The organism is Burkholderia sp. WP9, assembly GCF_900104795.1.
Classification (GTDB): Bacteria; Pseudomonadota; Gammaproteobacteria; order Burkholderiales; family Burkholderiaceae; genus Paraburkholderia.
Genome location: NZ_FNTG01000002.1, coordinates 2,743,392 through 2,765,936, shown reverse-complemented (window position 1 = coordinate 2,765,936; position 22,545 = coordinate 2,743,392). Strand labels below are relative to the sequence as shown.

Here is a 22,545-nt window from a genome sequence, read left to right as displayed (position 1 = left end):
GAGTTTGCAAAGAGCTTTCGGTTGGCAACAGCCCGTATTATGGCCATGCCGGGCGCCATGCGTCCAACCCCAGTGCGATTTGCACCGTGCCCCTGCCTGTACTCGAGAACGCCGCCTTTGGCGCGCCGAATGCCGCGTCAGACTCGTTCGAGCGCCGCCATTTCGCGCACGATCACCAGTAACATCGAAAGGCTCGCGCCGCCCGTGGCCCGCAGATCCGCCAGCAGTCGTGCGTAGCGCTCCAGTTGCGCGATGCGCTTCTCACGCCATGCTTCGACGAGTGCGTCCGGTGTGGATGCTTCGTCGGCACCGGCGAGCGCGCTCGTGGTCAACGCGCGTTTGAGACGTGCGAGTTCGGCCAGCGCTGTCGCGCGCGCCAGCATGTCCCAGTGCGTGGGCACCGGCAAAGCAGCCGCGCGCTCGCTGATCCAGCTGGAATTGAGCAGCGTGCCGAGCGCGAAATACACGCCCGCCACCAGTTCGAGACTGCGCCCGCAGGTCGACGCGACTTCGGCGATGTCGAGCAACGCGGCGGAGATTTCGCCGCTCGCGATCCGCACCGCCAGTTCACTATCCACGCCGGCATCCACGAACACGCGCTGCCGTTCGGAGAGCGCTTCGAGGTCGGCGCCCGGCAACAGCGCCGGCCATTGCGGCGCTAGGCGTTGCGCTGCGTCGCGGCAGCGCGCGAGCAGGCCGGCCACGTCGCCTGCGTTGACCGCGCCCGACTGCAATTGCCGCAGGAACCACAGCGCGGAACGCTCCACCAGGCGCGCGACTTCGACGAACATGCGCGCCTGAACGTCGTCGGCAACGCGGTTGTCGAGCGCGTCAATACTGCGCCAGACGTGGTCGAGATCGAACACGTCGCGCGCCATGATGCAGGCTCGCACGATGTCACCCGGCTGGGCGTCGGTTTCTTCCATCAGCCGGTGCACGAATTCGCAGCCCACCCGATTCACCAGGGCATTGGTCAAATGCGTCGCGAGAATTTCGCGGCGCAGCGGGTGGCGTTGCATCGGCACGCTAAAGCGCTGCCGCAGCGGCTTCGGAAAATACTCCACCAGCATGTCGGCGACGAGCGGGTCTTCGGGCATCGACGAGTCGAGCAACGCGTCGTACAGCCACATCTTGCTGTACGCGAGCAGCACCGCGCGCTCCGGCGTGGTGAGCCCCTGTTTCGCGGCCTGTCGCTCGGCGACTTCCTCATCGGTCGGCAGAAACTCGATGACGCGATTCAGACGCCCGGTCCGTTCGAGGTAGCGCATCAGACGCGCTTCCGCATCGAGCAATTCGACGCCGTAACGGCCGGCGATCGACAGCGCCTGCGTCTGGTAGTAGTTGTCCTGCAACACGAGCAGGCCGACCTCGTCGGTCATTTCAGCGAGCAGCGCGTTGCGCTGCTTCTCCGTCATCTCGCCGTCGGTCACGACCAGTCCCAGCAGAATCTTGATGTTGACCTCGTGGTCCGAGCAGTCGACGCCCGCGGAATTGTCGATCGCATCGGTATTGATACGGCCGCCACGCTGCGCGAATTCGATGCGCCCGAGTTGCGTCAGGCCGAGATTCCCGCCTTCGGCCACGACCTTGCAACGCAAGTCGGCACCGTTGACGCGGATCGCGTCGTTGGCGCGGTCGCCGACCTGCAGATGCGTTTCGCGGCTCGCTTTCACATAGGTGCCGATACCGCCGTTGTACAGCAGATCGACCGGCGCCTGCAGAATCGCGCGCATCAATTCAGCGGGCGCGAGCGCCGGTGCGCTGATGCCGAGCACCGACTGCACGGCCGGCGAGAGCGGAATCGTCTTGGCGCTGCGCGGAAACACGCCGCCACCCGCCGAGATCAACGCAGGATCGTAGTCGGCCCAACTCGAACGATCGAGGATGAACAATCGCCCCCGTTCGGCAAGACTGACCGCCGGATCAGGACTCGGATCGAGAAAGATATGCCGATGATCGAACGCGGCCACCAGCTTGATATGCGGCGACAGCAGCATGCCGTTGCCGAACACGTCGCCCGACATGTCGCCGACGCCCACCACCGTGAAGTCCATGGTCTGGGTATCTACGCCCATTTCGCGGAAGTGCCGCTTGACCGACTCCCATGCGCCGCGCGCCGTGATGGCCATTTTCTTGTGGTCGTAACCGACCGAGCCGCCCGATGCGAACGCGTCGTCGAGCCAGAAGCCATATTCCTGCGAGATCGCGTTCGCGTAGTCGGAGAAGGTGGCCGTGCCTTTGTCGGCGGCGACCACCAGATAGGGATCGTCGGGATCGTGACGTACCACGTCGGGCGGCGGCACCACGGCCGTGCCCGCGAGGTTGTCGGTCAGATCGAGCAGGCCGCGCAGGAAGGTCTGATAGCACGCGATACCTTCGCGCATCCACGCGTCGCGTTCGGTCTGCGGCGGCGGATTCTTCACCACGAAGCCGCCTTTGGAACCCACCGGCACGATCACCACGTTCTTCACCATCTGCGCCTTCATCAGGCCGAGCACTTCCGTGCGAAAGTCCTCGCGCCGGTCCGACCAGCGCAAACCACCGCGCGCCACGCGTCCGCCGCGCAAATGCACGCCTTCAACGCGCGGCGAGTAGACCCAGATTTCGAACATCGGTTTCGGTTCGGGCAAGCCGGGCACGAGCGCAGGGTTGAACTTGAAGGACAGATACGGTTTTGGATGACCGTCCGCGTCGAAGCGATAGTAGTTCGTGCGCTGTGTCGCTTTGATCACGCCGAGAAACTGCCGCAGTATCCGGTCTTCGTCGAGATTCGGCACCTGATCGAGCGCGCTGTCGATCGTGTGCAGCCAGCCGTCGACGCGCGCCTCGCGCGTTTCGCCCAACACCGGGTCGAAGCGGGCCACGAACAACTCGACCAGCATCCGCGCAATGGCCGGATTGCCGGTCACCGCGCGTTCGATATAGGCATCGCTGAAGGTCGATCCCACTTGCCGCAGATATTTGGCGTAGGCACGCAGTATCGTTACCTCGCGCGCATTCAGTTGGGCCCGCAAGACGAGGCGATTGAAGTCGTCGCTCTCGATCGCTCCGGTCCATACCTGCTCGAACGCTTCTTCAAAGAGATCCTTGACACGTTCGATATCGAATTCCGCGTCGTCGGCGAGTTCGAGGCCGAAGTCGTGAATCCACGCCGGCGTCGCGCCCAATGCCTCGATCAGATAGGGGCGCTCTTCATCCACGCGTACGCCGAGGTGTTCGAGCATCGGCAAACTGCGTGACAGGGCGATCGGCAGACCCGCGCGATACACCTTGAAGCGGAATGCACGCGGACCCGATTCGATTGGGCGGTACAGGTTCATGGCGAGCCGCTCGCTGCCTTGCACGCGTTCGATCAGTTCGATATCGCGCACCGCCGTGCGGGCCGGATAATCGTCGCGATAGCCGGCTGGAAACGAATCGCCGTAGTGTTGCAGCAAGCGGTTGCCCTGCTCTTCGCCGAAAGCGTCGAGCAACGCATCGGCGAGATCGTCCTGCCAGCGGCGCGCGACCTGCACGAGCCGCGCTTCCAGCTCGCGCGTATCGACATTGGGCATACCGTCTGGCTTCGCATGCACGACGAAGTGAATGCGCGCGAGCGTCGACTCCGAAAGCAGCGGCGTAAACTCGACGCTCTCGCCGTTGAACGCGTCGGCCAGCAGATTGGCAATACGCTGGCGCAGATCGGTGTTGTACTTGTCGCGCGGCACGAACACGAGGCACGACACGAAACGGTCAAAACGGTCTCGCCGCACGAACAGACGCGTGCGCTGATGCTCCTGCAAGCGCAGCACACCCAGCGCGATGTCGTAGAGCTGATCCTCTTCGGCCTGAAAAAGTTCGTCGCGCGGATAGGTTTCGAGCACCGTGAGGAGCGATTTCGCGAGATGACCTTTTGCCAGGAAACCGGCACGCCGCACGATATTCGCGCATTTGCGCCGCACGATCGGAATTTCCGAGGCCGACACGAAATACGCGGTGGACGTATAGAGACCGATGAAACGCCGCTCGCCGGTCACCTTGCCGTTGGCATCGGTCAGCTTGATGCCGACATAGTCCAGATAGCCCGGCCGGTGCACAGTGGCCCGCGAATTGGCCTTGGTGAGAAAGATCGGCGACGTAGCGGAAATGATTTCGACCGCAGCCGGCGGCAAAGGCGTGACTTCGGCGGTGGCGACGGGCCGTAGCGCGTCGCGCAGAATGCCCAGGCCCGAGCCCGGCACCGCGCGCAGACCGTAGCCGATATCGTGCTGCACCAGTTCGTAATCGCGCTGGCCGAGAAAGGTGAAATGATCGGCCACCATCCATTCGAGAAACGCGCGCGCTTCCAGACCTTCCGGGCCCGCCTCACCGGCTTTCATGCCTTTGATCGTGCTGCGCGCGAGTTCGACGATTTTCGGCCAGTCCTCCACCGCCGCCCGCACGTCGCGCAATACCCTCGCGATGTCATCGCGCAGCGCGTCGAGTTTTGCGGCATCGCCGCAACGGTCCACTTCGAAGTGGATGAACGAGGTCAACTGCGAACGCGTGTCAGTGGCTTCTTCGGCGCCCTGGCTCACCCGCGCGATGCTGCCGTCGGGCGTACGCCAGATGCGAAACACCGGATGCACGACGGAATGCAGCGCGAGCCCATGCCGGTTGACCGCCATCGACACCGAATCGACCAGAAACGGCATGTCGTCATTGACGATCTCGATCACCGTGTGATCGGAGTGCCAGCCATGCTGCTCGAGAATCGGGTTATAGACGCGCAAGCGCTCGGCGCCGGGTACGAAACGCTGCGCCGTTTGCCAGTGCGCAAGCGCCGCGCCGTAGAGATCGGCGATCGAACGGCTTTGCAGATCGTCGGCGTCGACGAAATCGTAGTAGTGCCGCAGAAAAGGCTCGACGACCTTGAAGGTGGGTTCGGGCAGGCGCCCTCGCGCAAATTCGACGACATCGTTCAGCAAGTGCGTGACAGCTTCTTCGTTCTTTGCTTGCATGATCAACTCCCCGGCTGGAGGCAATGGCGAGTATCGCTTGATTCGCATGCATCGTCTGAAGGGGAATTATGCACCTGCCGACCATGATGCGAAGGATGACCGCACTTAGGTTATACCCGCTGACGTTCGCCGCGCCGCAACGTAGGATCGCGCCGCTCAGAGCACGGCTTTGGGCACCGCATGCTCTTCGCCGAGCCATGCGCGGACCTGCTCGCCAGTCCACACGGGGTCGTCGTGCGGCAGATCGTGCCCGGCCCACGGGTGCTCGCAGTGCAAAGCGCCCCACGCCGCCGCGAGCTTCGCCGAGCACACCGGGTCGACCAGTTTGTCGGCCCGCGAATAAAGAATCAGCACAGGGCATTCCGGCCGCGCCGTGCCTGCAGTAAAACGTGCCGCGGCCCAGAGTTGCCGCAACGCATTGCCACGGCTCACGGGCGCGCTGCGGCGAATCCGGCTCCATGTATCGAGATCGTCGCCCAGCGTCTGCACGTTATTGCACGTCAGGCGATGAATGCCGTGTTCCGCGCGCGGCGCGTCGCGCCAGCGCGCGGCCACGCCCAACAGGCCCGGCCACGCAGAAGGACGCAACCGCTCCTGCATCTGGCTGAACGGCCGCATGCTCGTATTGATGAGCACCAGCCGTTCGATTTCGTAGGGATGCCGCTGCGCCCAGTCCGTCGCCACCATGCCGCCGAGCGACATCGCCAGCACGCAATACGGGCCCGGCAAACCGCTTTGCAAAGCAGCATTTCGCACGAAGCCGACCATCTCGGCGACCGTCGACGGCGCGCGCAAATGCGCGAATTCGCCGTTGCCCGGCAGATCGAGCAGCAGCAGCCGGGCAGGCGCGCCCGTTTGCCAGGGCACGTCATTGACGGCGCCCTGCAGCAAGCCGGGCAAGCGGCCCCAGTGGCGGATTTCGCGCGTGAGTCCGCGCAGCAGAATCCACGTGCTCATAGGCTTTCCGGTTGATACCAATGGTCGATCGCGCTTTGCAGCAATTGCTCGCGACGATGGCCTTGCGGCAGCCAGCGTTGCGACGAAAACGCCGCGCGCGCCAGAAAGTCGAGCAGGTTCGCATGACGCCGCAGCACACGCGCGGTTCGATGTGCCTTGACCGGATTAAACATGCCCTGACGCGAAAACAATTGACGCGGGTTTTTCTTGATCCACAGCCACGAGCCCAATTCGAGCGTCATCGGCAGGAAGACATTGGGAGCGGGCGCGCGATCGTAGGCGAAGTCCCACAGATCGCCGTGCAGCAGATATTGATGGCTCTGCGGTTCGAACGCGTAGCCATGATGGGGATGCGCGCGTTCGAACATGGTTTTCAACACGTACATTTCCGGCAAATGCGGCATCAGCTTGCGCGTGCGTGCGTACGGAAACCAGATGCTGTCGCTCCAGCCGTAGCCCGAGTGGCAATCGAGCGCAATGCTCAACGGCCGCGCGGCCAGTTCGGTTTCCACCACCTGCAGCAGCGCGGCAGCCTCGGGTTCCATCGGCGCACCCATGCGGCCGCGATACCACGGCAGCCACGCGCCCACGCGCTGGCCGCCCGCCAGCAGCGGCACGCGTTCGTCCGCATTCTGTGGCGCGTTGCGCATCAGATCGACGCCGTTCGGATTCGCACGCGTGGCCGCCCACATGCCGCCCGGATTGACGATCGGCATAAAGATCAGACGAATCGACTGCAATTGCCGCACCAGCAGTTCGTCCCATTCGAGCCGCGCCAGCAGCGCGCGCATGTAGTCGAGCACGAGTTGCGAGCCGATCCGCTCGAGCCCGTGAATGCCGCCAAAAAAGCCGATGGCCGGAGCCTGCGGGTCGGTGGACCCAATGCTCGCGGTCTGGATGGCAAATTGCCGGCCGCGCACCGTTGTTTCGCAGACTGTGCGGATCGCGAAGCTCGCGCTGCCCTGCTCGAGGATCGCCCTGAGATCTTCGTACTCCGCAAAACTGTCGGGAAGGAAGCTCAGGGGCTGCATGAGGACGTCGAAAGGGATTGCAAGGTTATTGGGGACGGCACACCGATTGACGCAATATAGCCTGGTGCGGAGCGATCATGCTGAAGCGTCGCCAACACAACTGAATCGTGTCACACGCATGACATTTTTCACTTGAGCTAATGACATCGTTCTGCCTTTCTGGCGACGCAAAAAAGACACGAGAAGATATAGTCGTCTAGACGTTGCGATGCCTTCACTCAACCGTCACAGACGCTTCCTAGAATGAGCCCCACACATGCCGGCAGCGGCCGGATGCATCAAGGGGTACTTATGGACGCAATTCGGGAAGCAATCCGTATCGAACGATTGAGCAAGACGTTCAGCAACGGCCGCAAGGCGCTGGACGAAATCGATCTGCGCGTCGAACCGGGCGAGATGGTTGCGTTGATCGGCGCCTCGGGCTCGGGCAAATCGACGCTGCTGCGTCACATCGCGGGCTTCACGGCTTCGGATGCGCAGCCGTCGCAGATCGCTATTCTGGGGCGGCCGATTCAGCAGAACGGGCGCATTGTGCGTGAAGTGCGCAGCATTCGCCGCGATATCGGCTTCGTGTTCCAGCAATTCAATCTGGTGAACCGGCTCTCCGTGGAAAGCAACGTGCTGATCGGCGCACTCGCCCGACTGCCGTTGTGGCGCCGTCTCAGCGGGCGTTTTCCGCGCGCCGAGCGGGCGTTGTCGATGGCCGCGCTCAACGAAGTCGGCATTGGCGAACATGCGCGCGAACGCGCCGCCAATCTCTCCGGCGGCCAGCAGCAGCGCGCGGCGCTCGCCCGTGCCTTGGTGCAACGCGCGCGCATCGTGCTCGCCGATGAACCCATCGCGTCGCTCGACCCCGAGTCGTCGCGCCGCGTGATGGAGATGCTGCGCACGCTGAACATCGAGCATCGACTCACGGTGCTGGTGTCGCTGCATCAGGTCGATATCGCGATGCAGTATTGCCCGCGCACGGTTGCGCTGCGCCGCGGCAAGGTAGTCTACGACGGCCCTTCCGCCGCGCTCACGCCAACCTTGCTCAAGACGCTTTACGGCGAGGCCGCCAGCGAACTGCTCGATGAATCCGCCCCCAGCGCGGACGATAGCGAGACTAGCCACGCGGCCGGCAGCACACCGCTTCAGGACGCCGCGCCCGCTTCGGGCCGCTATGCATTCGCTCTCAATCCGGCGCACTCGAACTGAGCGCGTCCATCCACTCTGCTAACTCAACCGGGTCTCAAACAATGAAATTCCTGCGTTCGTTGATCACGCTGGCCGTCGGCGCGGCTGCTTTCGCCGGTGCCGCCACCGCGCACGCCGAGGACATCAACCTCGGCATCATTTCGACCGATTCGTCCTCGGTGCTGAAACAACGCTGGGAGCCGCTGATTCAGGACATGAACAAGCAAACCGGCCTGAACATCAAAGCGTTCTTTGCAACGGACTACGCCGGCATTATCGAAGGCATGCGCTTTAACAAGGTACAGGTCGGTTATTTCGGCAATGCGTCGGCGATCGAGGCGGTGGACCGTTCGCAAGGCGAGGTATTCGCGAAGGTCCAATACGCGAACGGTGACGCAGGTTACTACTCCGTGCTGATCACGAATGTGAACAGCCGCTTCAAGACGCTCGACGATGTGTTCAAGAATACAAAGGACGTCACGCTCGGCTTCGGCGACCCGAACTCCACCTCGGGTACGCTGATTCCCGGCTATTACCTGTTCGCCAAGCACAATACGCCGGTCAACACCTCGTTCAAGACCGTGCTGCCGTCGAGCCACGAAGCCAATCTGCTGGCCGTGGTGAACAACAAGATCGACATCGCGACCAACAACACCGAGATGCTCGACACGTTGAAGAAAGAGCATCCGGACAAGTTCGCGCAGGTGCGTGTGCTGTGGAAATCGCCGCTGATTCCGTCGGACCCGCTGGTATGGCGCAAGGATCTGCCGCAAGCCACCAAGGACAAGCTGCGCAACTTCTTCCTGAACTATGCGAAGACCGATCCGCACGAAAAAGCAGTGATGGCGGCGATTACCGGTTACGGCGGCTTCGCGGCGTCCTCGGATGCGCAGTTGGTGCCGATCCGCCAGGTCGCGTTGTTCCAGCAGAAGCAGAAGATCGAGAGCGACGCGCATCTCTCCGATGACGATCGCAAGACCCAGTTGGCCGCGCTCGACGCGAAGCTGAGCGCGCTGAACAGCGCGCAATCGAAGCAATGAACACGGTCGATCTGATCACGTCGCCTGCGCGTGCGAGCGAAACGCTCGCCGCGCAGGCGGCGAGTCATCCCGCGCCGGTTGCGGGCAAACGCAGCTGGCTGTCGCTGCTCGGCTGGATCGCCGTGCTCGCAGTGTTGGGCGGCGCATGGCATGGCGCCGATATGCGCCCGCTGGATCTGCTGAGCGACTCCGGCAACATGGGCCAGTTCGCCAAAGACTTCTTTCCGCCCGACTTCACCGAATGGCGCAGCTATCTGCACGAGATGTATGTGACGCTCTCGGTGGCGGTGTGGGGCACCGCCCTCTCGCTCGTGTGCGCGGTGCCGTGCGGACTGATGTCCGCCCACAATATCGCGCCGATGTGGGTCGTGCAGCCCATGCGCCGCATGATGGACGCGTGCCGCGCGATCAATGAAATGGTCTTCGCCATGCTGTTCATCGTGGCGGTCGGACTTGGTCCATTTGCCGGCGTGCTGGCGCTGTGGGTGCACACTACGGGCGTGCTCGCCAAGCTGTTCGCCGAAGCCGTCGAGGCCATCGATCCGCGCCCCGCCGAAGGCGTGCGCGCGACCGGAGCAACTGGCCTCGACGAAATCATCTACGGCGTGTTGCCGCAAGTGCTGCCGTTGTGGATCTCGTACGCGTTATATCGCTTCGAATCGAACGTGCGCTCGGCGATGGTGGTCGGCATGGTCGGCGCGGGCGGCATCGGCGTGGTGTTGTACGAGGCGATCCGCTCGTTCAACTATGCGCAAACCGCCGCGGTGATGATCATGGTGATCGTGGTCGTGACGGTGATCGACCTCGCGTCCGCGTGGCTGCGTGAACGCGTGACCTGAGGTGACAGAAGTCTCATGAGGTTGCCCCGGCGTGACGGCCCGGCGGGAGGGTCTGACGAAGCAGCGCTTCGTCGACTTCTCGCCCGGCGTCGCGCCGCGTTTCAGTTTGCAGTTCAACCTGCGTACGGCGCTGCCGGCCCGTCCGGGCGGCGTCTCTTTGACGCCACAAATCGCCGCATTTCCCCAAATAAAACCCCTCCAATCGAGTCGTCCACTCCTCTATCCCGGCGTTCTGCTGGAATAATCACGGGCTTGCGGCCCGCAACCCGGGCCTTCGCTTCCCCTCTTCCCGGTCTTCGATGGAAACCTTTGTCGTTTTGCTGGTGCTGCTCTCCGCGCTGCTTCACGCCACGTGGAACGCGTTCCTGCATCTTTCGGAAGATCGCGTCTGGCTGCTCGGCATGATGGCGATTCCGTATATCGCCGTGAGCGCGGTCGGCGTGGTCGTACTGCCCATGCCCGCGCCGCAGGCGTGGCCGTACATCTTTGCATCGGTCGTGCTGGAATTCGGTTATCTGCTGGCGCTGATTCGCGCCTATAAAAGCGGCGACTTCGGGCAGATCTATCCGATTGCGCGCGGCCTTTCGCCGATGCTCGTGTTCGTCGGCGCACTGGTCTTCGCCCATGAGGCGCTCAAGCCGTTGGCCGCGATCGGCGTCGCGCTGGTGTCGATCGGCATCGTCTCGCTGGCGTTTCGACGCGGCATGCGCTTTTCCGGCGAGAGCGTGCCCTTCGCGCTCCTGACCGGCCTGTTCATCTCCGCGTATTCGGTGGTCGACGGAATCGGCGCGCGCGTGGCGGGCAATGGCCTGAGCTACATCATGTGGGTCTATCTGATCTGGAATATCCCGCAGTTTCTGCTCGCCTGGCATTGGCGCGGCGGCGCGAAAGGGCTTTTCATCGGCCGCGCCGTGGTGTTCAAGGGCATGGCGTCGGGCGTGCTCGCGTTGAGCGCTTACTGCCTGATCATCGAGGCTTACCGCTATCTGCCGATCGCGATGGTCTCCGCGCTGCGCGAGATGAGCTCGATCTTCGCGGTGCTGATCGGCTGGCTGTTCATGCGCGAGAAGCTGACCACGCGGCGTATCGTTGCGTGCGCGCTGGTGACGTTGGGGGCGGTGCTGATCAGGACTTGAGTTTGAGTTCTTCCCTCACGCAAACTCCGGCAACGTCGCATCGATCGCATCGGCCAGCGTATTGAACGCCGGCGCGATCTCCTCATCCGGCACGCACGCGTAGCCGATCAGCAAACCCGACGGCGCCAGCGACGGCTGCGCGTAGTACCCCGACAAAGGCCGCACCACGATATTGCGCTCCAGCGCGGCGGCGGCCACCCGCCGGTCGTCGCTGCCTTCGGGCAACTGCATCACCAGATGCAGGCCGGCGTCGCCGCCCACGGCCGGCAACGCGTCGCCGTAACGCTGCGCGGCGGCATCGAGCAGCGTCTGGCGGCGCTGTCCGTAGAGCGTGCGCATCTTGCGGATATGCGACGTGAAATGCCCTTCGGCAATGAACTCCGCGAGCATCGCCTGCTGCAACAGCTGCCCCTCGCGATACAACTCGGCGCTCGCGGTGGCAAAGCTCTCCGCCAGCGCCTCCGGCACGACGAGGTAGCCAATGCGCAAACCCGGAAACAGCGTCTTGCCGAAGCTGCCCACGTAGATCACCTGCCCCGACGTATCCAACCCTTGCAACGATGCGAGCGGCCGGCTGCCATAGCGGAATTCGCTGTCGTAATCGTCCTCGATGATCCAGCACTGGTTCAGCCGCGCATATTCGAGCAGCATGCGGCGCCGCGCGAGACTCATCACCATGCCAAGCGGGTATTGATGCGAAGGCGTGACGAGCATCAGCTTCGGCGGCTGCGCGAGGTCGTCGGCGGAAGGATTGATGCCTTCCTCGTCGACGGCGATCGGCCGCGATTGCAGGCCGGACACGTGGAGCACGCTACGCACGCCCCAATAACAGGGATCCTCGGTCCAGATCACGTCGCCCGGATCGGACAACAGGCGCACGGCGAGGTCGACCGACTGGTGAATGCCGGTCGTGATGATGATCTGCTCCGGCGTACAGCGCACCGAGCGCGAGGTGCGCAGATAGTCGGCCAGCGCGTGCCGCAGAGACGCCAGCCCGCCGCCCGGCGCGTACGTGAGCAGGTCCGGCCGCAGCCGGCGCCAATATTTGTTGTGCAAGCGGCTCCACACCCGCGCCGGAAATTTCGTGACGTCCGGCACGCCAGGCATGAACGCGCCCCACTGACGCTTGGACACGCCCGCGCCCGCCACCAGCCGCGCGCCGCGCGTGGAAAGCGCTCGCCTCGCCTGCTGCGGCAGCGGCTCCGGCCGCACGTCGGGCGCCACGGCATCGGGCACGCCGACGATCTCGTCCGGGGCGCTGTCGGCAACGAACGTGCCACGCCCGGTCGCCGAACTCACATAGCCTTCGAGCACGAGTTGCTCGTACACCTGCGTGACGGTATTGCGCCCGATGCCCAACTCCTGCGCCAGCAAACGCGACGACGGCACCTTGCTGCCCGGCGGCAGTTCGCGCGACAGGATCGCCTGCTGCAAGAGCCGATGCAGCTGGCGATAGATCGGCTGCCCATTGCCGCGGTCGAGGCGCTGGGCCAGCCAGTCGGACAAAACGCTCGCACGCATGGATTGGCTCCTATAATTTTATTGAAATGGCTCTGAAGTTAAGAGCCAAATCTCATTATAGTCGCTGCATGTGCTGCGCTGAGCGCGCGGCGTCCGCAAAACCGAGGAGCGAAGGAGATGACCATGAAGAATGCCGAACTGAAAAGCCGCAAAGACGCTGCCACACCGCGCGGCGTCGGAGTGATGTGCGATTTCTACGCCGAGCGCGCTGAAAACGCGGAATTGTGGGACGTCGAGGGCCGCCGTTTCATCGACTTCGCGGCCGGTATCGCCGTCTGCAACACGGGCCACCGTCATCCGAAGATCGTCGCCGCGATTCGCGATCAGCTCGACCATTTCACCCACACGGCGTATCAGATCGTGCCGTACGCTTCGTATGTCGAACTGGCCGAGAAGCTCAACGAGCGCGCGCCCGGCGACCATCCGAAGAAAACCGCGTTCTTCACGACCGGCGCCGAAGCCGTCGAAAACGCGATCAAGATCGCCCGCGCCGCGACCGGCCGCCCGGGCGTGATCGCCTTCACCGGCGGTTTCCACGGCCGTACGTTGATGGGCATGGCGCTGACCGGCAAGGTCGCGCCGTACAAGATCGGCTTTGGCCCGTTCCCGTCGGACGTGTTCCACGCCCCGTTCCCGAATCCGCTGCACGGCGTGACCACAGCCGACTCGCTGAAGGCCATCGAATTCCTGTTCAAGGCCGACATCGATCCGAAGCGCGTGGCCGCGATCATTTTCGAGCCGGTTCAGGGCGAAGGCGGTTTCTATCCGGCGCCGGCCGAATTCGTGCGCGCCTTGCGCAAGCTGTGCAATGAGCACGGCATTCTGCTAATCGCCGACGAAGTCCAAACCGGTTTCGCACGCACCGGCAAGCTGTTCGCCATGCATCACTACGACGTGGTGCCCGATCTGATGACGGTCGCCAAGAGCCTTGCCGGCGGCATGCCGCTGTCGGGCGTGATCGGCCGCGCGGACGTGATGGATGCTGCCGCGCCTGGCGGCCTCGGCGGCACGTATGCGGGCAATCCTTTGGCCGTTGCCGCCGCGCATGCGGTGCTCGATATCATCGACGAAGAGAAGCTGTGCGAGCGCGCCACAGTCCTGGGTGACCGCGTCAAGGCCAAGCTGATCGCGCTGCAAAGCGAAGTGCCCCAGATCGCGGACGTGCGCGGCCCCGGCGGCATGGTTGCCGTCGAGTTCTGCAAGGCAGGCAGCTCGGAGCCGGATGCGGAGTTCACCAAGCGCGTGCAGACTCGCGCGCTCGAACGCGGCTTGCTGCTGCTGGTGTGCGGCGTCTATTCGAACGTGGTGCGTTTCCTGTTCCCGCTCACGATTCAGGACGCGGTTTTCGACGAAGCCATGGCAATTCTCGGCGACGTGATCAAAGACAGCGTCGCGATCGCGGCTTGAGGATCGACACATGACCACGTTGACCCTGAAAGACCCGTCGCTGCTGAAAACGCACGCCTACATCGCAGGCGAATGGCAAGGCGCGGACGACGGCGCGACCTTCGAAGTGAAGAACCCCGCCACGGGCGAAGTCATTGCGACGGTGCCGCGCATGGGCACGGCGGAAACCCGCCGCGCGATCGACACGGCCAACGCCGCGTGGCCCACATGGCGCGCCACGACCGCGAAGCAGCGCGCGGTGATCCTGCGCAAATGGCATGACCTGATGATCGAGAACGCCGACGATCTGGCGACGATCCTCACCACGGAACAAGGCAAGCCGCTCGCCGAGGCCAAGGGCGAAATCCAGTACGCCGCTTCGTTCCTGGAATGGTTCGCGGAAGAAGGCAAGCGCGTGAACGGCGACACGATCCCGACGCCGGCGAACGACAAGCGCATCGTCGTGACGAAAGAACCGATCGGCGTTTGCGCGGCTATCACGCCGTGGAACTTCCCGGCCGCGATGATTACCCGCAAGGTCGGTCCGGCGCTCGCGGCGGGCTGCCCGATCATCGTCAAACCGGCTGAAGCCACGCCGCTCTCCGCGCTCGCGCTCGCCGTGCTGGCCGAGCGCGCCGGCGTGCCGCGCGGTGTGTTCAACGTCGTGACCGGCGAGCCGAAAGCCATTGGCGCGGAAATGACGGGCAATCCGATCGTGCGCAAGCTGTCGTTCACCGGCTCGACGCCGGTCGGCCGTCTGCTCATGGCGCAGTGCGCGCCGACGGTCAAGAAGGTGTCGCTCGAACTCGGCGGCAACGCGCCGTTCATCGTGTTCGACGACGCGGATCTGGATGCCGCGGTGGCCGGCGCGATTGCGTCGAAGTATCGCAATAGCGGCCAGACCTGCGTGTGCACGAACCGTTTCTATGTGCACGACAAGGTCTACGACGCGTTCGCCGAGAAACTGCGCGTCGCCGTCGAACAGCTGAAGGTGGGCCGCGGCACCGAAGACGGCGTCACGCAAGGTCCGCTGATCAATGAAGCGGCCGTGCTCAAGGTCGAGTCGCATATCGAAGACGCGCTCGCCAAAGGCGCGCGTATCTTGACCGGTGGCAAGCGTCATGCGCTCGGCCACGGCTTCTTCGAGCCGACGGTGCTCGCGGATGTCACGCCGGCCATGAAGGTCGCGCGCGACGAAACCTTCGGGCCGCTCGCGCCGCTGTTCCGCTTCTCGTCGGACGAGGAAGTGATCGGCCTTGCCAACGATACCGAGTTCGGCCTCGCGTCGTATTTCTATAGCCGCGATATCGGGCGCGTCTGGCGTGTCGCCGAAGCGCTCGAATACGGCATGGTCGGCATCAACACGGGCCTGATCTCGAACGAGGTCGCGCCGTTCGGCGGCGTCAAGCAATCGGGCCTGGGCCGCGAAGGGTCGCACTACGGCATCGACGATTACGTGGTCATCAAGTACATGTGTGTCGGTGGGATCTGAGCCTTACCGCCCAGGCTCGAATATTGGACTGACGCGGAAAGCTACGCCGACAGAATCCTGTTGCGCGTAGCCTTCGTGAAATACACCTCGCGCGCGACTCGGTTCGCGCGCGAACTCCACCTCTCTATTCAGCGCTGCCGTCCGGCCAGCGATGCTCACGCCCCCTGCCAGCCTGCCGGGCTGCACGAAAACGCTCGCATGGCGTGCGCGCAGGCACCGCGTGCCACTTGCCACGCGCCTGGGGAAACCGCCCACAACCAAGGGTTTCACAGGACGAAACTTCCGCTGACATCCGCCGATAACTCGAAAAGGAACGCCCCGGGCGCAGGCCAGTCCACCGGCACCACGCGGCGGGCCCAGTCACGCGCCGCTTCGCCCGGCAACCGTGCGCGATTTCCATTCGTTTTCGAGAGGACTCACGATGCACAAGCTCAGTTTTACGCAAAAACTGTGGCTGCCGCTGATCATCAGCCTCGGCGCCCTGCTGGCCGTTTCGGTGTCGGCAGCGTGGCAGTCGCGCGAGACGCGCATCGAGGAGCGTAAGCACGACCTCACCAACGTCGCGCACGTCGGGCTCAGCGTCGTGGCGGAATACGGGGCGCTGGCGCAAAGCGGCGCGCTGCCGGAGGCGGACGCCCGCAAGCAGGCACTCGAACGCCTGCGCGGCATCCGCTATGGCGAAGACGGCTACTTTCTCGTCATCAACTCGACGCCGCGGATGGTGATGCATCCGATCAAGCCGGCGCTCGAAGGCAAGGATCTCGCGAACAGCGCCGATGCCGACGGCCGTCACCATTACGTGACGTTCGCGTCGGTCGCGCAGGCGCCGGAAGGTGGCTTCGTCGACTATGTGTTCCCGCATCCTGGTGCGGCGGCCGCGCAGGCGGTCGGCAAGATCGGCTACGTGGTGCGCTATGCGCCGTGGGACTGGATCATCGCGACCGGCGCCTATGTCGACGACATCGACGCTGCGTTCATGCAATCGCTGTGGCTGATCGGCGCGATCTTCGTGGCGGTGTCGGTGGTGCTCGTGACACTCGTCGCGCTCACGAACCGCAGCATCGTGCGCACGGTCGGCGGCGAACCGGCCTACGCTGCGAACGTGGCGGATGCGATCGCATCAGGCGACCTCACGGTGGCGATCCACACACGCGACGGCGACACGTCGAGCCTGCTGCACGTCATGCAGCGAATGCGCGATGCGCTGACGGGCACCGTCCGGCAGATCAAGCACGCCTCGGACAACGTCGCGTGCGGCGCGAACGAGATCGCGAACGGCAATGCGGATCTGTCGTCGCGCACCGAGAACCAGGCGGCCTCGTTGCAGGAAACGGCGTCGAGCATGGAGCAGATGGCAGCGATGGTCCGCCAGACTGCGGACCACGCGCGTACCGCGAGCGGGCTTGCGGCCAGCGCGGCGGATATCGCCAACCGCGGCGGCGACATGATCGGGCAAGCCGTCTCGGCAATGAAAGCCATCTCGAACGAATCGGGCCGCATGGTCGAGATCATCGCGACGATCGAAGGCATTGCGTTCCAGACCAACATCCTCGCATTGAATGCGGCGGTCGAAGCGGCGCGCGCGGGCGAACAGGGCCGCGGTTTCGCGGTCGTCGCGGGCGAGGTGCGCAGCCTCGCGCAGCGCAGCGCGACCGCGGCAAAGGAAATCCGCCAGTTGATCAGTCGTGCGGTGGACAGCGTCGGCAGCGGCGCGACCCTGGTCGAAAACACCGGTTCGACGATCGACCAGGCGCGCGACGCGATCATGCGCGTGACCGGCGTCGTGCAGGAGATCGCGGCGGCGGCCGCCGAGCAAAGCGCCGGCATCGACCAGGTGAACCTCGCGGTCACGCAGATGGACAGCATGACGCAGCAGAACGCGGCACTCGTCGAGCAGGCGGCAGCCGCGGCACAGTCGCTGAAGGAGCAGGCAACGAGCCTGCAACGCGCGGCCGGCGCCTTCCATGTGGACGCCGAAGCCGGCACGAGCGGCGACGCACCGGTACTATCCGTCTAATCCGGCCGGTTGCAAGACAGCCGCGATTACGGATGTACAAACCACGCCGCCGGCTGCAAGAATGCGGAGGCAACCGGCGCGCCACGATCCGATCCATGCACGGCGCCCCGCAACCTGAGCGAGGAGAAGGAGCATGTCCATGGGTAGGCTTGTCAAATCCCCAGCCGGCAACCGGAGCGCGCGACAGTGGCTGATGGCCGCGACGCTGGCGGTGTTCTGCTGCCTTTCCCAGAGCGCCTTCGCGCAAGCCGCCGACAACGCGGCGAGCCTGGGTGACAAATACCGGAGCCTGACGCAGCAACTGGCTCACAACCCGTTCCAGCGACCGCTGTACCTCGAATCGCAGGAGTTGCCCTCGGCACTCAAGGGCGATATTTACGGTGTGCTCGACTATCCGTTCCAGGCGGTCAACGCTACGCTCAACGACCCGGCTCAGGGGCCGGCCAACTGGTGCGACGTGCTGATCCTGCACCAGAACACCAAATACTGCCATGCATCGACGAGCGCGAGCGGCGCGGTCCTCGCGGTGAACATCGGCAAGAAAACCGAGGAATCGCTTTCCTCGTCCTACCGCGTGCAATTCAACTATCACCCGGTCGCGAGCAGCCCCGATTATCTTCGCGTGGAACTCTCCGCCGCCGCGGGGCCGCTGAGCACGAAAGACTACCGTATCGTGATGGAGGCGATACCCGTGGGCGATAACCGCACCTTTATCCATCTGACCTACGCCTACGGTTACGGCACGGCGGGACGGATTGCGATGAAAACCTATCTGGCAACGCTCGGCAGCGACAAGGTTGGTTTTTCTTCCGCGCCGGATCCGTCGACGGGCAAGTCGCAATTTATCGGCGGCGTGCGCGGTCTGGTGGAGCGCAATACCATGCGCTATTACCTTGCCATCGACGCCTATCTCGGTGCGCTTGCCAGCCCGCCCAACGCCCGCCTCGACAAACGCCTCACCGACTGGTTCGATGCGACCGAGCAGTATCCGCGGCAATTGCACGAGGTCAGCCGCGCCGACTACCTGCAAATGAAGCACAACGAGTATCAACGTCAGCAGACCGCGCAGTAGGTCGCGCGGCAGGTCGCTGCCGCCCGCAGTGAGGGACAGCCCCGGTCGGCTCCGCCCATCGCGGCCGCAGGTTGCGACGTGCGCGGGGAATGGGTCGTCATGCCTGCCCGCCCCAAAAAAAGCTAAAGGTTCAAGGGCCGCCGGTCGTTATATGTACCATACGGTTAATTTTGCATGCCCGCGGCCGGCTAGATCCCTATGAAAATTTCGACCAAACTGATTTTGATTGTCGGCACCGCCTTGGCAGGTGTCGTCAGCATCGCTGCGATCGCGCTGTCGCAACTCGACCATGCCCTGATCGAGAGCCGTCAGGCGCAGATTGAAACGCTGCTGACCAAAGCGGAACACCTCGTGCTGTATTACCAGTCGCTCGAAGCGAGCGGCAAGATGAGCCGCGACGACGCGCAGGCTGCCGCCAAAACGGCGCTCAGTCAGCTGAACGCGAACAGCCAGAGCTACTACTGGGTGACGAATACCGACAGCGTCAATCTGGTCCACCCGAACCCGAGTCTCGTCGGCACCAAAACCGGCGGCAACAAGACCACATCTGGCGATCTCACCGATACGCAGGCGTATCAGCAGGGACTTGCAAAGAATCACATTGCACTGGTGGACGTGCTGATCAAGCGCTCTCAGGACGCCCCGCTCGTCGGCAAGCTGCAAGGCGTGGTCGCCATTCCGGCATGGCAATGGTGGATCGGCACGGGGTTCTTCTATGACGACATTAGCGCGGCGTACTGGAAACTCGCGAAAATGCTGATCGTGATTTCGCTTGCGATCTTTGCCGCGGTTGGCAGCATGGCGTGGGTCATGACGCGTAGCGTGAAGCGTGAATTGGGCGGCGAACCGGCCGATGCCGCGGCGTTTGCGGCGCAAATCGCGTCGGGCAATCTGGCCGCCGCGATCAAGCTGGAGCCGGGCGACCGCTCGAGTTTGCTGTACGCGTTGAGCCAGATGCGGCTGCAGTTGTGTGAACTGGTGAAGGGCATTCAGCATTCGAGCGATTCGATTGCGACCGGCTCGGGTGAAATCGCGCAAGGCAACACCGATCTGTCGCAACGCACCGAAGAGCAGGCTGCTTCCTTGCAGGAGACGGCGGCGAGCATGGAGCAGTTGACGGCAACCGTGAAGCAGAATGCCGACAACGCGCGGCAGGCGAGCCAGTTGGCGGTGCTCGCGACGGATGCCACCCAGCGCGGCGGCAATGCGGTCGATGAGGTGATCGGCACGATGCAGAGCATCGCCGACGAATCGCGCAAAATTGGCCAAATTATTACGGTCATCGAAGGCATCGCGTTCCAGACCAACATTCTCGCGCTCAATGCAGCGGTGGAAGCGGCACGGGCCGGCGAGGAAGGGCGCGGTTTTGCGGTGGTCGCGGGCGAAGTGCGCACGCTCGCGCAACGCAGCGCGGCGGCCGCGAAGGATATCAAGGAGCTGATCCATTCGTCCGTGGCGCGCGTTGACGACGGCACGGATCAGGTGGCGGTCGCGGGCGAACGGATGAGCGAGATCGTAGAGTCGATCCGGCGCGTGAGCGACATCATGGGCGAAATCGCCGCTGCGTCGATCGAGCAGAGCACCGGTATCGAGCAGGTGAATCGTGCGGTGTCGCAGATGGACGAGGTGACGCAGCAAAACGCGGCACTGGTCGAACAGGCGGCAGCCGCCGCGGCATCGCTCGATGAGCAGGCCGCGCGGTTGCAGACGATGGTCGGCACATTCCGTATTCAGTAGCACGTTGGAACGGTTGCTGGCGAACGCGGCATTTGTCGCAATCCACGCACCCAGTACGCCGTTTCGCGAAGCGTCTCCATGGAGTAAAGGGCCGCCTCCATGTGGAAAGAAAACAAGGTATAGTCCGCAAGCGCAGGTATTTCCATTACCCCATTCTGATGGATGTGAATATGATTCCACTCGGTGCAGCATCCACCCTGCTCGGCGGCGTACGCAGCGCCATCAGTTCCGGGCTGTCGATGCTAACAGGCAAAAGCAGCACAGGTGAATCCAGCCAGTCGAGTTTTGCGGCGCATCTGAAGTCGGCAACAACATCGCAGAGCGGCTCTGGAAAAAGCGTGCATCACCTTCATGTACCTGCCGCAGGCAGTACGGTGAGCGCATTGGCCAGTTCTTCGTCTTCGCCAGTGCATGGCGCCGGTGCGACACAGGGCGGCGCGGCCGGCTCGGTGATCAATACCAGCGCCTGACCTGCCACCGAAATCCAAGGGGTAACGCATTCGCAACCGGCGTTACCCTCAAGCGCGCTGCAAGCCCGCGCGCGGGCCGGTCAATGAAATCCCGTTCGGGGAAACCCCCGTCTGATCGTCGGGGCCAACGCGGCGTCGATCCGGTTCCTCTATGTTCGTCAATGGCGTCTCGACTCGACGCCCTTGTGCACTTCCCCCGTCTAATTTCGTTTGCACGCTCCGGCCGACCGGCGAGTGAATACGTGCCGCAGTTGCGTCTATACCAGCCCCCTGTCAATGAATTGGGTCAAACAGGCGTCCGACGCGGCAAGTCGCCCCGCCGGGAAGTCCCGCGAGTAAGGATTCCCTGACCCGTAGTTCAGCATCTACCGCCCACATTTTCTTGATCCCCTGACTGCACCGCGAAAAGTGGCCGCATAGGATGAATGCACGTCAATTGCCTTCATCCGAGTGTTGCCATGGTTCCGTATCTGTCAGAGAGAGAAAATTCGATCGAGCACATCAACGCAATGTGCTTATGCCTCTTCGACCGGTGGTGCGAGACCAGAAGCGTCGCGCCGCTGACGTATCTGTTGCAAGGCTGGCCGATGATGAACAGCGAGCCCGACGCTCTCCGGCGTCTTGGCAACGCTCTACGCGAGCTCAGACGGCAACATCCGCACGATTCCAGCGACGCCTCGTTTCAGGAGGTATGCGAACTATCGGATTGTGTCGAGGACCTGCTGATCCTGTCGTCACTGCCAACGTGGCTGACGAGCGGTTTGTAGCGGCAACGCAGACACCCGTGTTCGCCCAAAGCAATGGGTATGTGGAGGACAGCGTGCATTTCGACGAAATCAGTGACGAAGAATGGCTGCTGCTCGCGCCTATCCTCGCGGATCCTCCCATTTCTCACCGGCAGCGCGGCCGGCCACGCGCGCAGGTTCGCGTCGTGGCGAACGCCGTGGTGTGGGTGCTGACGACCGGCGAATCCTGGTCGATGTTGCCGAGCCACTATCCGTCGGCGCCGACCTGCCGGCACCGCTTCGAGGCGTGGCGTTCGAGCGGCGCCCTGGCGCAGATGTACCGGATTCTTTCGAGCACTGGACGCAAGTTCCGGTGCGGTCCGCAGTTCACACTGGAGCGCCGCGATGCCTCATCGCGCCGCATCGATCGAGAGACGTGGGAAGATGGTTTTCGCCGGGTGTTCTGGAGGGAGCAGGCGTCCTGGCAAACACCGCGCGAGGCATGGCAGTCGTCCCATACCGCCGATACGTTCAGGCATATTGCGCGGCAACTCCCGAATTCCCTGAATGCAGGGGATCCCGTACCCGGGTGCGTCGAATCGTGCGCACCGGTGACTCGCCCACACACCATGCAACGGCCCGCCTCGCCATGGACGACCCTCGCGTCCAAAGGCCAGACCGAATCCGACCCGCGCGGCTACGTGATCCACGTTTCCGCCGATCGACTGGCCAACGCGCATTTCCGCGGATGGGCCGAGATCGTGCGTGACAAAAAGCGCGTCGCACGCTCCGGGCTGATCGGTCCGAGCTTCGAACACCGCGAGACGGCGCAGCAATACGCGCTCGAATGGGCGCGGCAATGGATCGACGAGGAATGCGGCGAAAGCGGCGAAAGCGGCGACGACGCCGCAGAATCGAACAGCGATGTTCGCCAACAAAGAAAATGCTCGGGGTGATCCGCTCCCGA

General features: G+C 63.6%; 15 protein-coding genes. 11 read left to right on the top strand and 4 right to left on the bottom strand.

Annotated elements, in window-relative coordinates; translation table 11 throughout:
- Positions 1-137 precede the first annotated feature (137 nt).
- From BLW71_RS33425 to BLW71_RS33415, 3 genes are all read right to left on the bottom strand, one after another.
- Positions 138-4,979 (bottom strand): NAD-glutamate dehydrogenase, encoded by a 4,842-nt coding sequence (locus tag BLW71_RS33425; RefSeq protein WP_091807270.1) that lies wholly within the window; start codon positions 4,977-4,979, stop codon positions 138-140.
- A 156-nt stretch (positions 4,980-5,135) separates the two neighbouring features.
- Positions 5,136-5,936: an alpha/beta fold hydrolase gene (locus BLW71_RS33420; RefSeq protein ID WP_091807268.1), complete on the bottom strand. Its 801-nt coding sequence runs from the start codon at positions 5,934-5,936 to the stop codon at positions 5,136-5,138.
- Positions 5,933-6,967, bottom strand: a complete 1,035-nt coding sequence (locus BLW71_RS33415; RefSeq protein WP_091807266.1) for a M14 family zinc carboxypeptidase — start codon at positions 6,965-6,967, stop codon at positions 5,933-5,935. Before BLW71_RS33415 ends, BLW71_RS33420 begins: the two co-directional genes overlap by 4 nt.
- Positions 6,968-7,258: 291 nt before the next feature.
- Here BLW71_RS33415 and phnC point away from each other — a divergent pair, with 291 nt between their 5' ends.
- The 4 genes from phnC to BLW71_RS33390 all read left to right on the top strand — a co-directional run bounded on the left by phnC (position 7,259) and on the right by BLW71_RS33390 (position 11,158).
- Positions 7,259-8,164: a phosphonate ABC transporter ATP-binding protein gene (gene phnC / locus BLW71_RS33410; RefSeq protein WP_091807264.1), complete on the top strand. Its 906-nt coding sequence runs from the start codon at positions 7,259-7,261 to the stop codon at positions 8,162-8,164.
- Between the two features lie 41 nt (positions 8,165-8,205).
- A complete protein-coding gene (phnD, locus tag BLW71_RS33405; RefSeq protein WP_091807262.1) occupies positions 8,206-9,183 on the top strand; it encodes a phosphonate ABC transporter substrate-binding protein in 978 nt (325 codons plus the stop codon).
- Positions 9,180-10,022 carry a phosphonate ABC transporter, permease protein PhnE gene (phnE, locus tag BLW71_RS33400; RefSeq protein ID WP_091807260.1) on the top strand — a complete coding sequence of 281 codons (843 nt, stop codon included), beginning with the start codon at positions 9,180-9,182 and terminating at the stop codon, positions 10,020-10,022. The genes phnD and phnE overlap by 4 nt, the downstream gene beginning before the upstream one ends.
- Before the next feature lie 299 nt (positions 10,023-10,321).
- On the top strand, positions 10,322-11,158 hold the full coding sequence (locus tag BLW71_RS33390) for an EamA family transporter (protein WP_091807256.1): 837 nt from the start codon (positions 10,322-10,324) through the stop codon (positions 11,156-11,158).
- A 15-nt stretch (positions 11,159-11,173) separates the two neighbouring features.
- On the opposite strand, the gene pdxR is transcribed toward BLW71_RS33390, so the two are convergent.
- Positions 11,174-12,679: a MocR-like pyridoxine biosynthesis transcription factor PdxR gene (gene pdxR, locus BLW71_RS33385; RefSeq protein WP_091807254.1), complete on the bottom strand. Its 1,506-nt coding sequence runs from the start codon at positions 12,677-12,679 to the stop codon at positions 11,174-11,176.
- A 123-nt stretch (positions 12,680-12,802) separates the two neighbouring features.
- Here pdxR and BLW71_RS33380 point away from each other — a divergent pair, with 123 nt between their 5' ends.
- The 7 genes from BLW71_RS33380 to BLW71_RS33345 all read left to right on the top strand — a co-directional run bounded on the left by BLW71_RS33380 (position 12,803) and on the right by BLW71_RS33345 (position 22,534).
- Complete coding sequence (locus BLW71_RS33380) at positions 12,803-14,086, top strand: 4-aminobutyrate--2-oxoglutarate transaminase (RefSeq protein ID WP_091807252.1); 1,284 nt, start codon at positions 12,803-12,805, stop codon at positions 14,084-14,086.
- Between the two features lie 10 nt (positions 14,087-14,096).
- Positions 14,097-15,557 carry an NADP-dependent succinate-semialdehyde dehydrogenase gene (gene gabD / locus BLW71_RS33375; RefSeq protein ID WP_091807250.1) on the top strand — a complete coding sequence of 487 codons (1,461 nt, stop codon included), beginning with the start codon at positions 14,097-14,099 and terminating at the stop codon, positions 15,555-15,557.
- 421 nt (positions 15,558-15,978) lie between these two features.
- Complete coding sequence (locus tag BLW71_RS33370) at positions 15,979-17,574, top strand: methyl-accepting chemotaxis protein (RefSeq protein WP_091807248.1); 1,596 nt, start codon at positions 15,979-15,981, stop codon at positions 17,572-17,574.
- 139 nt (positions 17,575-17,713) lie between these two features.
- Positions 17,714-18,646 (top strand): hypothetical protein, encoded by a 933-nt coding sequence (locus BLW71_RS33365; protein ID WP_091807246.1) that lies wholly within the window; start codon positions 17,714-17,716, stop codon positions 18,644-18,646.
- 198 nt (positions 18,647-18,844) lie between these two features.
- On the top strand, positions 18,845-20,383 hold the full coding sequence (locus BLW71_RS33360) for a methyl-accepting chemotaxis protein (RefSeq protein WP_091807244.1): 1,539 nt from the start codon (positions 18,845-18,847) through the stop codon (positions 20,381-20,383).
- Positions 20,384-20,484: 101 nt separating this feature from the next.
- On the top strand, positions 20,485-20,853 hold the full coding sequence (locus BLW71_RS33355; RefSeq protein ID WP_143048416.1) for a hypothetical protein: 369 nt from the start codon (positions 20,485-20,487) through the stop codon (positions 20,851-20,853).
- A gap of 820 nt (positions 20,854-21,673) precedes the next feature.
- Positions 21,674-22,534, top strand: a complete 861-nt coding sequence (locus tag BLW71_RS33345) for a DUF6566 family protein (RefSeq protein WP_286162179.1) — start codon at positions 21,674-21,676, stop codon at positions 22,532-22,534.
- Positions 22,535-22,545: the final 11 nt, after the last annotated feature.

Coding starts and splice junctions, on each gene's coding strand:
- BLW71_RS33425 (WP_091807270.1), bottom strand. CDS start 4,979: ATGCAAGCAAAGAACGAAGAAGCTGTCACGCACTTGCTGAACGATGTC.
- BLW71_RS33420 (WP_091807268.1), bottom strand. CDS start 5,936: ATGAGCACGTGGATTCTGCTGCGCGGACTCACGCGCGAAATCCGCCAC.
- BLW71_RS33415 (WP_091807266.1), bottom strand. CDS start 6,967: ATGCAGCCCCTGAGCTTCCTTCCCGACAGTTTTGCGGAGTACGAAGAT.
- phnC (WP_091807264.1), top strand. CDS start 7,259: ATGGACGCAATTCGGGAAGCAATCCGTATCGAACGATTGAGCAAGACG.
- phnD (WP_091807262.1), top strand. CDS start 8,206: ATGAAATTCCTGCGTTCGTTGATCACGCTGGCCGTCGGCGCGGCTGCT.
- phnE (WP_091807260.1), top strand. CDS start 9,180: ATGAACACGGTCGATCTGATCACGTCGCCTGCGCGTGCGAGCGAAACG.
- BLW71_RS33390 (WP_091807256.1), top strand. CDS start 10,322: ATGGAAACCTTTGTCGTTTTGCTGGTGCTGCTCTCCGCGCTGCTTCAC.
- pdxR (WP_091807254.1), bottom strand. CDS start 12,679: ATGCGTGCGAGCGTTTTGTCCGACTGGCTGGCCCAGCGCCTCGACCGC.
- BLW71_RS33380 (WP_091807252.1), top strand. CDS start 12,803: ATGAAGAATGCCGAACTGAAAAGCCGCAAAGACGCTGCCACACCGCGC.
- gabD (WP_091807250.1), top strand. CDS start 14,097: ATGACCACGTTGACCCTGAAAGACCCGTCGCTGCTGAAAACGCACGCC.
- BLW71_RS33370 (WP_091807248.1), top strand. CDS start 15,979: ATGCACAAGCTCAGTTTTACGCAAAAACTGTGGCTGCCGCTGATCATC.
- BLW71_RS33365 (WP_091807246.1), top strand. CDS start 17,714: ATGGGTAGGCTTGTCAAATCCCCAGCCGGCAACCGGAGCGCGCGACAG.
- BLW71_RS33360 (WP_091807244.1), top strand. CDS start 18,845: ATGAAAATTTCGACCAAACTGATTTTGATTGTCGGCACCGCCTTGGCA.